A 15,943-nucleotide genomic window follows, 5' to 3' on the forward strand; every position below is an offset into this window, starting at 1 on the left:
ATAACTAAAGGGGAGCTCTTTACAGGAGGTCGCTTTTTCTTTTTGGAAAAAATCACTTTGTGGTATGATATAAGTTATGTGTAAAAGAGAGAAGGAGGAATGTACGTGAGTCAGACAGTAGAAACATTATTTTCTATTTTTGATTCTTCTGCGGTAGTTTTACGTAAAGAATTAGATGTAACATATTTAGAGGCGCTTGTAGAAACAGGTGATAACTTGTTTGAGGGAGCGATTTTACAAGAGGAATTATCCGAATCAGCAATTGAAAGGCTGAATCGTGAATATAGTACGTTTAATGAAGAAACATATAAAGGTGAAGAAATTCGTAAAGCATTTCAGTTAGCCATCTTAAAAGGAATGAAAGAAGGCGTACAAGCGAATCACGAAATGACACCTGATGCAGTTGGGATGTTCATGAGTTACTTATTCCATAAATTTATGCAAGGTCAAAATGAAATTACAGTTTTAGATCCTGCAATTGGAACAGGTAACTTAATGACTACAGTGTTTAATAGCGCTAAAGAAGGACTAACAATGAGTGGATTTGGTGTAGAAGTGGATGAAGTGCTAATTAAACTTGCTTTAGTAAATGCAAATTTACAAAAGCATGCAATCGAATTCTTCCATCAAGATGGACTAGCACCACTTTATATCGATCCAGTTGATGCAGTCGTTTCAGACTTGCCAGTTGGTTATTATCCAAACGAAATCGGTGCAAGTGAATATAAATTAAAAGCAGATGAAGGAATGTCGTATGCCCATCACTTATTTATTGAACAAAGTGTGAAACATACGAAAGAGGGCGGTTACTTATTCTTCTTAGTACCAAACTTCATTTTTGAAAGTGACCAAGCACCGAAATTACATGCATTTATTAAAGAAACATGCTTTATTCAAGGGTTATTACAGCTTCCTGTTTCCATGTTTAAAAACGAGAAAAATGCAAAAAGTATATTTGTTCTCCAAAAGAAAGGCGCTAATGTAACAATGCCAAAACAGGCGTTATTAGTGGAGTTGCCTAAATTCTCTAACATGAAGGCGATGGAAGACATTATGGATCAATTAAATACTTGGTTTGCAACACATAAATAAAGCTAGGTATATGTAACAGCATTAGTGATTTATGTAGTACAGTTTTATATAATATGTCATATTTTTAAATATATACAAGATTTAACTGAATTTTTTTGAAATCTGTAATATATATTTTTTCTTGGTGTTACAATTTTTTCACTTGAAATATATGTCGGACGATGTTTAAATTAAAATCGTGAGTATAAAATTTGCTAATGATGAAACGTTTTCATATTTAGTGAATTTGATCAGATAAAATCGAGCGGTTTGTGGAAACATCCACACAACTACCAAGAGAAAAAGGGGCGAAAGACTAGATGTCAAAAATCATCGCGATTAACGCAGGAAGCTCTTCCTTAAAATTCCAATTATTTGAAATGCCAAGTGAAACAGTATTAACAAAAGGTTTAGTAGAACGTATCGGTTTAGAAGATAGTATCTTCACTATTACTGTAGATGGCGAAAAACAAAAAGAAATTACAAACATTCCAGATCACGCAGTAGCAGTTAATATGCTTCTTAAAAAGTTAACTGAAAACGGAATCGTTAAATCTCTAGATGAGATTGGCGGTATCGGTCACCGTGTTGTTCACGGCGGCGAAAAATTTGCTGACTCTGTTTTAATTACTGATGAAGTATTAGCTGATATCGAAGAATTAAGCGATTTAGCACCACTTCATAACCCAGCAAACGTTGTTGGTATTAAAGCATTCCAAGAAGTATTACCAAACGTACCAGCAGTAGCAGTATTCGATACAGCATTCCACCAAACAATGCCGGAATCTGCATTCCTATACAGCTTACCATATGAGTACTATGAAAAATTCGGCATCCGTAAATACGGTTTCCACGGAACTTCTCATAAATATGTAACTGAGCGTGCGGCTGAATTATTAGGTCGTCCAATTGAAAGCTTAAGCTTACTTTCTTGTCACTTAGGTAACGGTGCAAGTATCGCAGCAGTAGAAGGCGGTAAATCTATTGATACTTCTATGGGCTTCACTCCACTTGCTGGTGTAACAATGGGTACACGTTCTGGTAACCTTGACCCTGCGTTAATTCCATACATCATGGAAAAAACAGGCCAAACAGTAGAAGAAGTAGTTAACGTATTAAACAAGAAGAGTGGTATGTTAGGTCTTACTGGTTACTCTAGTGACCTACGTGACATCATTGCGAAAGAAGAAGAAGGCGACCACCGTGCGAAAGTAGCACTTGATGTATTCGTAAGCCGTATCCACAAATACATCGGTTCTTACACTGCTCGTATGAAAGGTGTAGACGCAATCATCTTCACAGCTGGTGTAGGTGAAAACAGTGCGATTATTCGTGAGCGCGTATTAGAAGGCCTTGAGTACATGGGCGTATACTTCGATGCAAAACGTAATAACGTATTCGGTGAAGAAGCATTCATCAGCTTCCCACACTCTCCAGTAAAAATTATCGTAATTCCAACTGACGAAGAAGTTATGATTGCTCGTGACGTACTACGTCTTGGAGATATTGGTTAATATATGAAAAAAAAGACGAGATCCTATAGGATTTCGTCTTTTTTCTTTTGGATGTATTTTAAAACTCCATCCGGATATAATATTTTTTCTTTCTGAATGAATGCCGTAATAGGAATCCATTTCGCATATGCTACTGTTTCCTCATCTTGTATATTTAATATTTTCATTTCATATAGTGACGTGTCTAATAAACGCAAAGAATATAGTTGAATAATTTCATGACCAATGTCTCCATCTAGATGAAAGACATTTTCTAAACAGCCTAAATAATTGGTGATTTCCACTTCTGTATGAAGCTCTTCCCTAAATTCACGAATAACGGTATGTGCTGATTGTTCACCAAGTTCAATTGAACCACCAAGAGGTCGGTAAAATGTTTCATCGGCTGAATGATATTCTTGTACGAGAAGACGCCCGTGATGTATAGCAATGCCAAAAGCCTTTGCACGTGGATACATATACAATCACTCCTTATTTTTTTGTATAAGGAAGATTATAATATTTTTTGGAGTAAAGGTGTCATGTATTTAAGAATGTGGTCTAATCGTAATTCCATCAAATAAGTCTTTCCAAAATGCTTCATTGTATTGGTATACATCCATAATAGGACATTTCATAACGCAAACACGTTGTAATCCCCAATCTTCTTGGGTGATAGTTGGTATATCGGCAGGAATTAGTAACAGGACAGAGAATGTATGTGTAACGATTTGAGATAAAATTTGTTCTAGGGAACATGCTTCTTCATATGTTCCTCCAGTTCGAATAAATAATATGGATTCGGCCGTTTCAATTGTAGCTAGAAAACGATTAATACGATGTTCATAATTTAACTTAATTTCTGTATAAGAAGGCCAAGAAGTTGGTGTGTTTACATCTGTTTTAAAGTCATGACAGGAGTCAATTTCATAAAGGTTGTCCCTTAATCTTAATTTTGCATCATCATCCCAAAATGAGATGAAGGATAAATTTTCGAAATTTAAAAAGCGGTCAAATCGATTTTGTAATAATACATTCACTTTTTCTAATGAGGGGCTTAGCATAAAATCAATAACGCCAAAAAATGGTGATAATTCTAATTGATATAATGCCCAAGCAGGCCAGCAGTTTTGTCCTAAGCTGAATACCGCATTATATTCTTTTTTTATATCGGATAGATTCATGTGATTTATCTCATCCTTTTTGTTAATATTTTATGCCATTCAAAAATGGTATGTGAATAAAGATAGACAAGCATATTTGCAAAGAATAAGCAGAAATATGTTACAATAGAAAAAAATCGAACGAGGTGGTTGTTACGATGCGATCGAAGCGAGAACAAGCCATTTTAGACAATATAAAAGAATGGGAAGCGCAATTAGTTGAGCAAGAAGCGACCGATTTTCAAAAAGTGTTTGATAAATGGTTACATACTACAGTTGCGAAATTACCTGAGAAAAAGCGAAAAGAATTCTTCACGAAAGCAGATGGATGGCTCTTTCATTTGCATGCATTTATTCAAAGTTCACAAGCACAGTTAGATGCACGTAATCGGATTTTAGGAACATCAAGATTATTTGATGAATCGATTGAACAGCTTGAAGATTTGAAAGCATTATCTATTGATCAATTAACATACATAGCAGAGCAGCAAACAGCACGTCATCGTCTATATTCATTTGTACAAGGCGGGGCAACAGGTGCTGGAGGTTTATTATTATTAACGGCGGATTTTCCGGTTATGATCGCATTAAATGTGAAGGCAGTCCAACTTATTGCAACATCATTTGGACATGATGTGAACAAGCCGTATGAAATGATGCTTGCGTTAAAGGTGTTTCATGCGTCATTACTACCAGGAAGACTTCAGCAATATGCATGGTACAATTTATTGCAAGAGCTGGAGCAAGAAGATTCGTTCTTCTACGAAGGAGACGAAGCAGTGCTACAAACAGCTTCTACTGAGGTTGTGTTAAAACAAATTTTGAAGACATTTTCGATTTATGCTCTTCGTCGTAAATTATTCCAAGGTATACCGGTAATTGGAATGGCAATTGGATCTACAGTGAATTATCGTTTAACAAGAAACGTTACTGAATTTGCAAATAGATTTTATCAAGTGCGCCATATAGTCGAGAAAGAAAAAAGAGCATAAAAAAAGCGAGAGGCCGAAGCCTTTCGCTTTTTTAATTTGTTGCATGTTTTTTAGACATTGGAACAGATACTGGCTGCTTTTCTGCTGTTTTTTCTGTTTTTGGATAATAAATTAAATCCAATGTTTTTGCCTGTACGGCAATCGAAAGAATAGTAAAAGCAATTTCTGTCCAATTTAAATAATATAATGAAAGCGCAAGAACAATCGCGTCAAAGACGAAGAAAATTTGCCCAATTGTAAAACGAGTTCGTTTACTTAATACAATTGTTAAAATATCGTCTCCACCGGTTGCACCGCCAAATCGCAATATAAAACCGAGTCCAATACCAGCTAACGCACCGCCAACTACTGCAGCTATAAATAAGTTATTTGATAAATCTACCGTAAATGGAGAATAATTTTCCATAAAGGAATAAAATACTCCGAATGAAATTGAACCTAGGAATGAATAGCCAACCATTTTTCTACCTAAAAATGAAGCACACAGTAAAATAATTGGGATATCCATTAATACAGTTGAAATAGATGGTGAAATATCATAAAAGTTTTGAATGAATAGTGCAATTCCTACAAAGCCACCTTCTGTTAAGTGGTTTTGGAAGTGAATGTGATATAGCGCTGCTGCTAAAATAAATGAACCGATTAAAACCATAAAAATTTCTTTAATAATTTGCCGACTTTGGATGTTCCTCATCGTTATTCCTTCTTTCCGTAGTTAGTAGTCCTTTTTGTGTTGTAAACTAACTACGAGCTCACATGTAGCTTTCAGTTAGTTTACGAAAAAACTAACTACGCTATATGTCGCTGAAGAAATAACGAATAATCCTCTCGTCCATCAATTCTCCCTACCTTCGTTTTAGTTTAAGTCTTAAAACGACTAAACAAAACGTGGAGTAGGATTCTTCATTTAGCAATCCTGCTCTTCTTTGTTTTGTTTAGTTATAACAATTAAGTCCTAAACAAAACGCTATGTGTAAGAAGAGTCTTTTTTTTGCCAAATTATCCTTCGGGCAATCATAATTTCCCCACTCTCGTATTTTTTTCGCTAGACTAAAGTATCTGAGCTGAAAAATACGCTACGTGTATGATTCGTCAATACGATGCCACATGCTCCTTCGAGCGATCATGATATCAAAATCCCTTCCTTCAAGATTTATACTATTATATCATACTTTTAAAAAATGTATGCGGATGGAAACCGACAATAAACGGAGGGAATCTACAAAAAATGTTATGTTTAAATATTTTTGTAGAAAAGCCTAAGTTATTTCGGAGGATTGGACAGTTTGTAACGGTTTGTCCAATAAGTAAGAAAAAAAGGTTTTATTCCGTTGTATTCTTTTCATCACTTTTATCTTTGAAAAACGCATCCCAACTAATCACACTTAAAAAAGTTAAAGCGATAATAACGAAAGCACGCATAAGCTGTAGACCTCCTTTTGTACATAGTATATGAATCATTCGATTCGGAATGTGTCATTTTTTTACAAGTCTTAACTATTATGAGAGTATATTAATATAGATAGATGAAGGGGAGAGTGAAGGTATGCTAAAAGAAATGTTCAAAAGAAAAGAATTAATATGTATTTCATGTCAGAAAAAAATTCAATATGAAGAAGAGCTTGTTGCTTTTGTAAAGTTGCCGAAAGAAAGAAGTATATTAGTTGGCCCTTTTGATGTGTGTTTGGCAAAAACAGCACAAGAGATATATTGTAAATCATGTTACGACAAAAAAAGCATGACCCAAAGTAATTGAGGGGCATGCTTTTTTCATTGGTGTGCTTTCCCCTCAGATACATTTTGAGTGAGTCGATACCAAAGCCAAAGGTCATTAATGATGGAAGCAAGATCGGCAATTTCTGAATTTAGTTTACAAGAAACTTCGAAGTCTTCTTCGTTATTTAAATAATGTTGTTTTTTATTAATATAGTGCTCAAGTTCTTTTATACGATCAGGAATTTTCCCGCGAACTTGTTCCCATTTTAGTAAAATAGCATGTTGCATTTTTTCGGGGATTTCTTCCCAGTCTTCTTGTAAATGTGGAATTTCAATTCCTAGATGTTCATCGTATAAGAAATACTTTTCCATAAGTTCACCCCCGTTTTCCTGCTTATATTGTACAGAAAAACAGAAAGAAGTTCGACGAAATTGTTTGAAAAAATTTGAAAATGACTCTTGATACATTTTGTGAAAGGTGTTAAAGTGTGAATTATTATAAAAGAAAATGAATATTTATTCTTTAGGGGGATGCAAAATGGAGAAGAAAAAAGTTGTATTAGCATATTCCGGAGGTCTTGATACTTCCGTTGCAATTAAATGGTTACAAGAGAAGAATTATGATATTATCGCGCTTTGTTTAGACTTAGGGGAAGGTAAAGACTTAGCATTTGTAAAGGAAAAGGCACTTTCAGTAGGTGCAATTAAATCATATATGATTGACGTTCAAGAAGAATTTGCAAGCGAATATGCATTGATGGCGATGCAAGCACACACATTATACGAAGGAAAATACCCTCTTGTCTCTGCATTATCTCGTCCGCTTATTGCGAAGAAATTAGTAGAAATCGCAGAACAAGAAGGCGCAACTGCAGTTGCACACGGATGTACAGGAAAAGGAAATGACCAAGTTCGTTTTGAAGTTTCTATCCAAGCATTAAATCCTTACTTAGAAGTGATTGCGCCTGTACGTGAATGGAAATGGTCACGTGAAGAAGAAATTGCATATGCAAAAGAAAACGATGTACCAATTCCGATTAATTTAGATAGCCCGTTTTCAATCGATCAAAACTTATGGGGACGCAGCAACGAATGTGGAATTTTAGAAGATCCATGGGCAGCGCCGCCAGAAGATGCATATGAGATGACATTAGCGTTAGAAGATACACCGAATAAACCAGAGTTTGTAGAAATCGGATTTGAAGCGGGCGTACCGACTACTTTAAATGGCACTGCATATTCACTTGCAGAATTAATTAAAACGTTAAATGCGCTTGCTGGAAAACACGGCGTTGGACGTATTGATCACGTAGAAAATCGTCTTGTCGGTATTAAATCTCGTGAAGTATACGAATGCCCAGCAGCAATGACGTTAATCACTGCGCATAAAGAGTTGGAAGATTTAACACACGTAAAAGAAGTAGCGCATTTTAAACCAGTGATTGAACAGAAAATAACAGAACTTATTTATAACGGTTTATGGTTCTCACCTTTAAAACAAGCGCTTCATGCATTTTTACAAGAAACGCAAAAGAATGTAACAGGTACAGTGCGTGTGAAATTATTTAAAGGTCATGCGATTGTAGAAGGACGTAAATCTGAATACTCTTTATACGATGAAAAATTAGCAACATATACTGCCCAGGACGAATTTAATCATGATGCAGCAGTTGGATTCATTTCATTATTTGGTTTACCGACGAAAGTATACAGCCAAGTGAATCAAAAGAAGGTGGAAGCGTGAGCAAACTTTGGGGCGGACGTTTTACTGAAGAAGCGGAAGCGTGGGTTGAAGAGTTTGGAGCATCCATCTCTTTCGATCAACAATTAGTAAATCAAGATATAAACGGGAGTATTGCACACGTAACGATGCTAGCAAAGCAAGGCATCGTTACGAAAGAAGAAGCAGAGAAAATAAAGATAGGTCTTCAATATTTATTGAAAGAAGCAAAAGAGAATAAGCTACAATTTTTAGTAGAAGCAGAGGATATTCATTTAAACATCGAAAAAATGTTAATTGAACAAATTGGCGAAGTAGGAGGAAAACTTCACACTGGCCGAAGTCGTAATGATCAAGTAGCGACAGATATGCATTTGTATTTAAAAGAAAAGGTAGAACATATTATAAAAGCTACAAAACAATTGCAAACTGTTCTTGTTCATCAAGCAGAAAATAATATTGAAACGATTATGCCTGGCTATACGCATTTGCAACGTGCTCAGCCGATTTCATTTGCTCATCATATTCTCGCTTACTTTTGGATGTTAGAGCGTGATGTAAATCGTTATGAAGATTCGTTAAAGCGTATTAATATCTCCCCATTAGGAGCAGGAGCGCTAGCTGGGACGACATTCCCGATTGACCGAGAGTATAGTGCGGAGCTTCTTGGATTTAATGGAATATATGAAAATAGTTTAGATGCAGTAAGCGATCGTGATTTCATCTTGGAGTTTTTAAGTAACTCATCTCTGCTTATGATGCACTTATCGCGCTTTTGTGAAGAACTTATTTTATGGAGTAGCCAAGAGTTTCAATTTATTGAAATGAGCGATCAATACGCAACTGGAAGCAGCATTATGCCGCAAAAGAAAAACCCGGATATGGCGGAACTAATCCGTGGTAAAACAGGCAGAGTATACGGTAATTTATTCAGTTTACTTACAGTAATGAAAGGATTACCGCTCGCTTACAATAAAGACTTGCAAGAAGATAAAGAAGGAATGTTTGATACAGTAAAAACAGTAGAAGGATGCCTTCATATTATGGCGGGCATGCTTGAAACGATGACTGTAAACAAAGAAAAAATGGGGCAAGCTGTGACGCAAGATTTCTCCAACGCAACAGAAATTGCCGACTATTTAGCGAACAAAGGACTACCATTCCGTCAAGCTCATGAAATTGTTGGGAAGTTAGTGCTACATTGCACACAAAAAGGAATTTATTTATTAGATGTCCCGCTTGAAACATATCAAGAAATGAGCTCTTTATTTGAAGAAGATTTGTATGAAGTTCTTTCACCATATGCGGCTGTAAAGCGTCGTAATAGTTCGGGTGGAACAGGATTTGAACAAATCAAAAACGCTTTGGAGAAGGCGAAGGGGTTAACGAAAGAATTTATTAAGAATTGAGTTGGGAAGTACGCCAGTCTAGTAAAGTCTGGCGTACTTTGTTTTTTAATAATATTTAAGTTACAATATAGTAAAAAATAACAATTTAGGGGAAGTCTATGAAAAAAATAGTGTTTATCATTGTACTGGTAATTAGTTTAATTGCAAATGCTAAAGTGTTTCTTTTGGACAAATATATGTATGTTGGTGAAAAAGAAAAGCGAGAAGAAGCGATTATCGCAACGATGTGGCATTTGCAAGATAAAGGATATAAAGAAAGTGATATTTTATATATAAAACCGGCCTTTTATAGCAAAATGGATTCGTATGGAATGAATGTGCAGTTTAAAGATGAACCAAATGAATCATATACATATAGAGTTTTAAAAGATACGAAAACAAATAAACTAACTGTACACCAAGATAGCAATGAGCAAGGTGGTATGGGCGGGAAGCATCAAGAGCTTAAATAAAGAAAAAAAACGACTGATGGCATTCGCCTGCAGTCGTTTTTCTTTTAATCATACTTATGTCGATCTTCCGTAATTCGAATATACTCAATATCCATCAAATCTCTAAGTAATGCACCGTTACTTAGTTCAACGCCATGTTTCTCTTTAAAATGAGTACGAATCGTATCTAGCATTTCGAGTTCTTTCCCATTCACATCTAAAATAATACGTTCAGAATCATCCATGTTGCATCCTCCTTTTTTACACATATATATTTTGTCCGTCTATTTCTAAAAAATGTATGTTAACGTAATGTTAGGAAATAAGAAAGGGATGAAAAATGAGACGTATTTATTTTATAGGGTTAATTTTGTACACGCTAATTGTATTACACGTTGCATTCCCAAATATCTTTTCATTTGAGGATTTAGAAACAGTACACGTTGCGATATTTATTTTTGCTCTATTTGTAGTAGATTGCTTTATTTCTATATGGATTTCGAAAAGAAAAGATATACAAGGTGAAAAAGAAATGGAACGGAAAAAGAGAAAACATTCATTTTGGATGATGACATACTGTTTGTCTTTAGTGCTTACTGCTGCTTTTTTTAGTGAACATATTCCATTAGAAAGATTAAATATTGGATTTGGAGCGTTCGTATTCGCATACTATTTTTTTATGCACTTTCTTCCTTATATGAAAGAAAAGCGAGGAGAAGAGGAAGACCAGCTTGTAGAAGAAGCGAAAGAACAAGAGAGTAAGAGAATTGAAGGAGATATAAAGAAACTTGGAGAACAAAAATGGTATTTAAAATCAAAAATCATATATGTTCTTTGCTTCATTACGCCGCCAATCGGCTATTTGTACGTCTTCTTACTTCGTAAAAAAATGACAGAGGGTGCAAAGCAAACGTACTTAACGATCGCGACAATCATGATGGCGTTATGGTCTTTGAAGTTTCTTCCGCCTTAAGTGTTGGCAATTACCGTTGTTGTCGTAGCATGTCTTGTGTTTATAGTGAAGTTTATAAAATGAAAAACACCAAGCCTATGTGGACTTGGTGTTTTATCTATAAATTAAAGCTCACCTTGCTCTTCATCACCACGAACAACAAGGACATCGCATTTCGCATAGCGAATAATATGTTCAGAGACGCTACCAATTAGGAAACGCTCAACAGCATTTAAACCAGTCGCACCACACATAATTAAATCTACTTTATGGTTTGGAGCGATTTCTTTTGAAATTTTTGATTTAGGATTACCGAATTCTAATACAGTTTCAATTTTTTCAAGACCAGCTTCAAGCGCAGTTTTTTTGTAGTCTTCTAATAAGTCTTCTGCAAATAGATTTGCCCGTTCAGCAATTGCACGGCTATAAGCTTCTACTGCTGAGTATGCTTTTACATCAACGATATGAGCAATTGTTAATGTTGCATTGTTGCGCTTTGCGACTTGAATTGCTTTTTTAAAGGCTTTTTCTGCTTCTTTAGAACCATCCACCGCGATTAAAATATTTGTATATGTATTATTCATAGTAAATTCCTCCCAATCTGTTTTATAACTGTTTACAACTTAATTATAAAACAAATTTTGGTAACGTGCTTGCCAGAAACGTTACAGAATTTTGAAAACTCTGTTTCAATTCATTTTAGTTGTAATTGGAGCGAGAACTTGTTACATATGAAGTATAGCAATTTAAAAGGGGGCAGTTTTGTGAGACATGCGCTCATTACAGCCGGTACGAAAGGTTTAGGAAAGCAAGTAACAGAAAAGTTATTGGCTAAAGGCTATTCAGTAACAGTAACGTACCATAGCGATACCACGGCTATGGAAACGATGAAAGAAACATATAAAGATGTGGAAGAGCGTCTACAATTCGTGCAAGCGGATGTCACGAAAAAGGAAGATTTACATAAAATAGTAGAAGAAGCGATGAGCCGTTTTGGCAAAATTGACTTTTTAATTAATAATGCTGGTCCATATGTATTTGAACGAAAAAAGTTAGTTAATTATGAAGAAGATGAATGGAATGAAATGATTCAGGGAAATTTAACAGCGGTATTTCATTTATTAAAACTTGTCGTTCCGGTCATGAGAAAACAGAACTTTGGCCGTATTATTAATTACGGATTTCAAGGGGCGGATAGTGCACCGGGATGGATTTATCGTTCAGCTTTTGCCGCAGCGAAAGTAGGACTTGTTTCATTAACGAAAACAGTTGCTTATGAAGAAGCGGAGTATGGTATTACTGCGAACATGGTATGTCCTGGTGATATTATAGGCGAGATGAAAGAGGCAACTATTCAAGAAGCACGTCAGCTGAAAGAGCATAACACACCGATTGGTAGATCTGGAACAGGTGAAGATATTGCAAGAACCATTTCGTTTTTATGTGAGGACGATTCCGATATGATTACCGGTACAATTATTGAAGTTACTGGTGCAGTGGATGTTATTCATAGACATCGATAGAATAAAATAAGATGAAGTTTCGAATAATTGGACAGTTTATCCATTGTGCTGAGAGGTGCGGATAATACTGTCCTTTAATATAAAATTAAATCTATCGGAAAACTCGTGTTATTTTTTTGTCAAATATTGAGATATTATGTTAAAATATAAGAGCGTAGAAAGCGCTTTAAAAAAATGATTCAGGGGTCATTTCATAACTCAAGGGGGAACTAATCATGCGTATCGGTATTCCAACAGAAATTAAAAACAATGAAAACCGTGTGGCAATGACGCCAGCGGGAGCAGTACATTTAGTACAAAATGGTCATGAAGTTTTTGTTCAAAAAGGAGCAGGTTTAGGATCTGGCTTTACGGATGAAGAATACGTACAAGCTGGTGCGAAACTTGTAGAAACTGCTGAAGAAGCATGGAATCAAGATATGGTTATGAAGGTAAAAGAGCCAGTAGCAAGTGAATACGGCTATTTCCGTGAAGGTTTAATTTTATTCACATACTTACACTTAGCTCCAGAACCAGAATTAACGAAAGCATTAATCGATAACAAAGTTGCATCAATCGCATACGAAACAGTACAATTAGACAATCGTTCTTTACCATTACTTGCACCTATGAGTGAAGTAGCTGGTCGTATGTCTGCACAAATCGGTGCACAATTCCTTGAGAAAAACAAAGGTGGTAAAGGTATTTTACTTGCAGGCGTTCCAGGGGTAAAACGCGGCAAAGTAACAATCATCGGCGGTGGTCAAGCTGGTACAAACGCAGCTAAGATTGCAGTAGGTTTAGGTGCAGATGTAACAATCATTGACTTAAGTGCAGAACGTCTTCGTCAATTAGATGATATTTTCGGTAACCAAGTAAAAACATTAATGTCTAATCCATACAACATTGCAGAAGCTGTTAAAGAATCTGACCTTGTTATTGGAGCAGTATTAATTCCAGGTGCAAAAGCGCCAAAACTTGTAACTGAAGAAATGATTCAATCAATGGAACCAGGTTCTGTCGTTGTAGATATCGCGATTGACCAAGGTGGTATTTTCGAAACAACTGATCGTATTACAACTCATGACAACCCAACTTACGAAAAACACGGCGTTGTTCATTATGCAGTTGCTAATATGCCAGGTGCAGTTCCACGTACGTCAACTCTTGCATTAACAAACGTAACAGTACCATATGCAGTACAAATTGCGAACAAAGGTTACAAAGATGCTTGCTTAGGCAACACTGCATTACTAAAAGGTATTAACACATTAGATGGCTATGTAACATTCGAAGCAGTTGCAGAAGCGCACGGCTTACAATACGCTGATGCGAAAGAGCTTCTTGAAAAAGCTCCTGCTTTATCATAATAGAAATACATTCGAGACCTTCCTTTATGAGGAGGGTCTTTTTTTATGGAGAAATAACATGTGAATAATTGTTATTTATTGGTGTAAATCATTTTTTATTATGATAATTTAGAATTATATAATAAAAAGAGGGGATTCAATGGGGAGTAAAAAGAGGAAGAAAAAGCAAGCAAAGAGACAAAAGTACATAAAGAAAAAACAGGAGCAGAACATACCTTTTTCACAAAAAGTAGTCATTACGATAGAGAAAACATTTCGGTATATTTGTATGTTCTTGTATGTGATTTTTTGCTTGTATTTATGTGGGATATTTAAAAGTTTGGGGATAACCCCCAATGTTATTGAAAGTATTTTAGGCGTTATACTTGTTATGGTAGAAGGAATCTTATTCTTTATATTATTTGATAAAGTATGGCCTAGTCATGAAAGTAAAAAAGATAGAAAAAGAAGCAAAAAATCTTCATCCAATTCAAGCTCATCAAGTGGATTCGGTGACTACAGTAGCAACGATTGTAGCAGCTCAAGTGATGGCGGAGGAGATTGCGGAGGTGGTGGAGACTAAGTTGGTTTTTCAGAAGAACGACTAATGGAAGGATGGGATGAAATATGGAAACTGTGAACTTAATAGAATTAACAAAAGACATTCAAGATCAACATAAAAACTTCGTCGTTTCAAACATAAACAGTCATTGCTTACGCATCGCTGTATTTACTGGTGAATATGATTGGCACTATCATTCTAATTCGGATGAATTATTTATTGTGCTAGAGGGAGAGTTACTTATTGATTTTGAAGATGGAGAAACGGCGGTTTTAAAGCCAAATGATTCTATTTTAATTCCAGCATGTACGATTCATAGAACGAGAGCATTAAAGAGGACGGTAAATCTTTGTTTTGAACATATAGAGGCTGATACGATTATAGTGGAGCAATTATGAAAAAATTATCTGTAGCCGAGTATAGAAAAATCATTCCGATTTTGGAAAGTAATACAAGAACGACGACATTTGCTTATGCGGTATGTGATCAAATGGTAGATGGTGAGGTTTTTGTAAACGGGCAATTAACAGCAGGATTAATTATTACAGCTAACGGTATCTATTATTTATTTGGTGATACTGATGATCAAAATTATAACGAAGAGTTATTTTCGTATTTAAAAACAGCTATTGAGAAAACAGAGAAGAGATTTACACTCTTTACTTCAAGTGAAGAGTGGGAAATGATGTTAGAAGAGCGTTTTAGTAATACACTTCGGAACATCCCGCGAATGAAATTTCAAAGAGTAACCTTTGAGGAGAGAAAACGAGATTGTAACAAAAATACATATGAAGTGAAGCGTATTGATAGAAGAGATATAGAGCGAAGCAGTGAATTTAAAGAGGAGTACTACAAAGGATATTGGGGATCAAAAGAAACGTTTTTGAATAGTGGTTTTGGATTTTGTATAGAACAAGATGGGATAATTGTAGCTGAATGTGTCTCAATATTTAGCGGGAATGGTTATGCTGAAATAGATATCGCAACACATGAAGCATATCAAGGAAAAGGATTAGCTCAAGCTGTTGCGACACGGTTCGTTGAGCATTGCATGCAAAATGATATTACACCGTGCTGGGATTGTTATGTAGACAATATTCCTTCGCAAAAACTAGCTAGTAAATTAAGTTTTCATAATCCGATAGAATATAGATTGTTTGTAAGTAAGAAAACGGGGGAATAAAAATGAATGTGGAATTAACGAGATTTAAAGTTAAGCCTGGTAAGAGTCATCGAGTAGATGAATGGATGCAGCTTCTTAATGACAATATGAAAGAAGTCCTTTTGACATTAAACGACGAAAAGATGTACGTTGAGACAATTTTCCGGGAAATAAGAGATGGAGAAGAGTACTTATATTGGTATTCTGTGCAAGGAGAAGGCGGGGCTCTTGTCGAAAATTCTCATTATGAAATCGATAAAAAGCACTTAGCGTTTTGGTATGAATGTATTGATGAAGAAGCAATGTCTATTGATATGAAAACAGAAGTTGTTATGATTCAAGATGTTGTGAGGGAAGCGATGGAGTAATAGAGTAATATTTTGTGAACAAAAAACAGTCTTATTTTTTTGCTGAAATATAT

General features: G+C 35.5%; 19 protein-coding genes and 1 pseudogene. 14 read left to right on the forward strand and 6 right to left on the reverse strand.

The window, feature by feature from the left end:
• The first annotated feature begins 105 nt into the window (after positions 1 to 105).
• The gene (locus D1166_RS02640) at positions 106 to 1,092 is read left to right on the forward strand and encodes a class I SAM-dependent methyltransferase (RefSeq protein ID WP_000084367.1); all 987 of its coding nucleotides are present in this window, start codon (positions 106 to 108) and stop codon (positions 1,090 to 1,092) included.
• Positions 1,093 to 1,391: 299 nt separating this feature from the next.
• Entirely contained in the window at positions 1,392 to 2,585 is a 1,194-nt protein-coding gene (gene ackA, locus D1166_RS02645; protein WP_000034575.1) for an acetate kinase, read from the forward strand.
• Positions 2,586 to 2,608: 23 nt separating this feature from the next.
• Here the strand turns inward: ackA and D1166_RS02650 are convergent, their stop codons facing one another.
• Positions 2,609 to 3,043 (reverse strand): NUDIX hydrolase, encoded by a 435-nt coding sequence (locus D1166_RS02650; protein ID WP_000283468.1) that lies wholly within the window; start codon positions 3,041 to 3,043, stop codon positions 2,609 to 2,611.
• A 69-nt stretch (positions 3,044 to 3,112) separates the two neighbouring features.
• A complete protein-coding gene (locus D1166_RS02655) occupies positions 3,113 to 3,748 on the reverse strand; it encodes a DUF1796 family putative cysteine peptidase (RefSeq protein ID WP_001053732.1) in 636 nt (211 codons plus the stop codon).
• Positions 3,749 to 3,885: 137 nt separating this feature from the next.
• On the opposite strand from D1166_RS02655, the gene D1166_RS02660 reads away from it, so the two are divergent.
• On the forward strand, positions 3,886 to 4,719 hold the full coding sequence (locus D1166_RS02660; protein WP_001256853.1) for an EcsC family protein: 834 nt from the start codon (positions 3,886 to 3,888) through the stop codon (positions 4,717 to 4,719).
• A gap of 31 nt (positions 4,720 to 4,750) precedes the next feature.
• On the opposite strand, the gene D1166_RS02665 is transcribed toward D1166_RS02660, so the two are convergent.
• Positions 4,751 to 5,413: a YitT family protein gene (locus D1166_RS02665; protein ID WP_001244515.1), complete on the reverse strand. Its 663-nt coding sequence runs from the start codon at positions 5,411 to 5,413 to the stop codon at positions 4,751 to 4,753.
• Positions 5,414 to 6,265: 852 nt separating this feature from the next.
• Here D1166_RS02665 and D1166_RS02670 point away from each other — a divergent pair.
• A complete protein-coding gene (locus tag D1166_RS02670; protein WP_000910674.1) occupies positions 6,266 to 6,475 on the forward strand; it encodes a hypothetical protein in 210 nt (69 codons plus the stop codon).
• Between the two features lie 14 nt (positions 6,476 to 6,489).
• Here the strand turns inward: D1166_RS02670 and D1166_RS02675 are convergent, their stop codons facing one another.
• Positions 6,490 to 6,807 (reverse strand): hypothetical protein, encoded by a 318-nt coding sequence (locus D1166_RS02675; protein ID WP_000417216.1) that lies wholly within the window; start codon positions 6,805 to 6,807, stop codon positions 6,490 to 6,492.
• Positions 6,808 to 6,973: 166 nt separating this feature from the next.
• Between D1166_RS02675 and D1166_RS02680 the strand changes: the two genes are divergently transcribed.
• From D1166_RS02680 to D1166_RS02690, 3 genes are all read left to right on the forward strand, one after another.
• Positions 6,974 to 8,179, forward strand: a complete 1,206-nt coding sequence (locus D1166_RS02680; RefSeq protein WP_053514531.1) for an argininosuccinate synthase — start codon at positions 6,974 to 6,976, stop codon at positions 8,177 to 8,179.
• Positions 8,176 to 9,564 carry an argininosuccinate lyase gene (gene argH, locus D1166_RS02685; protein WP_097861921.1) on the forward strand — a complete coding sequence of 463 codons (1,389 nt, stop codon included), beginning with the start codon at positions 8,176 to 8,178 and terminating at the stop codon, positions 9,562 to 9,564. The genes D1166_RS02680 and argH overlap by 4 nt, the downstream gene beginning before the upstream one ends.
• A 98-nt stretch (positions 9,565 to 9,662) precedes the next feature.
• Positions 9,663 to 10,016, forward strand: coding sequence for a DUF3139 domain-containing protein (locus D1166_RS02690; protein ID WP_000724675.1), 354 nt, complete (start codon positions 9,663 to 9,665; stop codon positions 10,014 to 10,016).
• Between the two features lie 44 nt (positions 10,017 to 10,060).
• On the opposite strand, the gene D1166_RS02695 is transcribed toward D1166_RS02690, so the two are convergent.
• Entirely contained in the window at positions 10,061 to 10,240 is a 180-nt protein-coding gene (locus tag D1166_RS02695; protein WP_000342765.1) for a hypothetical protein, read from the reverse strand.
• 95 nt (positions 10,241 to 10,335) lie between these two features.
• Between D1166_RS02695 and D1166_RS02700 the strand changes: the two are divergent.
• Positions 10,336 to 11,031: pseudogene (locus D1166_RS02700) on the forward strand (hypothetical protein).
• 41 nt (positions 11,032 to 11,072) lie between these two features.
• Here D1166_RS02700 and D1166_RS02705 read toward each other — a convergent pair.
• The gene (locus tag D1166_RS02705; RefSeq protein WP_001066673.1) at positions 11,073 to 11,531 is read right to left on the reverse strand and encodes a universal stress protein; all 459 of its coding nucleotides are present in this window, start codon (positions 11,529 to 11,531) and stop codon (positions 11,073 to 11,075) included.
• A 147-nt stretch (positions 11,532 to 11,678) separates the two neighbouring features.
• On the opposite strand from D1166_RS02705, the gene D1166_RS02710 reads away from it, so the two are divergent.
• The 6 genes from D1166_RS02710 (at position 11,679) to D1166_RS02735 (ending at position 15,890) form a co-directional block, all read left to right on the forward strand.
• The gene (locus D1166_RS02710; protein WP_097861925.1) at positions 11,679 to 12,470 is read left to right on the forward strand and encodes an SDR family oxidoreductase; all 792 of its coding nucleotides are present in this window, start codon (positions 11,679 to 11,681) and stop codon (positions 12,468 to 12,470) included.
• A 215-nt stretch (positions 12,471 to 12,685) separates the two neighbouring features.
• On the forward strand, positions 12,686 to 13,819 hold the full coding sequence (gene ald / locus D1166_RS02715) for an alanine dehydrogenase (RefSeq protein ID WP_001219402.1): 1,134 nt from the start codon (positions 12,686 to 12,688) through the stop codon (positions 13,817 to 13,819).
• Between the two features lie 139 nt (positions 13,820 to 13,958).
• The gene (locus tag D1166_RS02720; RefSeq protein WP_097814246.1) at positions 13,959 to 14,381 is read left to right on the forward strand and encodes a hypothetical protein; all 423 of its coding nucleotides are present in this window, start codon (positions 13,959 to 13,961) and stop codon (positions 14,379 to 14,381) included.
• Positions 14,382 to 14,425: 44 nt separating this feature from the next.
• Entirely contained in the window at positions 14,426 to 14,758 is a 333-nt protein-coding gene (locus D1166_RS02725) for a cupin domain-containing protein (RefSeq protein WP_000450931.1), read from the forward strand.
• On the forward strand, positions 14,755 to 15,543 hold the full coding sequence (locus tag D1166_RS02730) for a GNAT family N-acetyltransferase (protein WP_097861920.1): 789 nt from the start codon (positions 14,755 to 14,757) through the stop codon (positions 15,541 to 15,543). Before D1166_RS02725 ends, D1166_RS02730 begins: the two co-directional genes overlap by 4 nt.
• 2 nt (positions 15,544 to 15,545) lie before the next feature.
• Positions 15,546 to 15,890: a DUF6176 family protein gene (locus tag D1166_RS02735; RefSeq protein WP_001100208.1), complete on the forward strand. Its 345-nt coding sequence runs from the start codon at positions 15,546 to 15,548 to the stop codon at positions 15,888 to 15,890.
• Positions 15,891 to 15,943 lie beyond the last annotated feature (53 nt).

This window comes from Bacillus sp. ISO11 (genome assembly GCF_003458115.1).
Taxonomy (GTDB): Bacteria; Bacillota; Bacilli; order Bacillales; family Bacillaceae_G; genus Bacillus_A; species Bacillus_A cereus.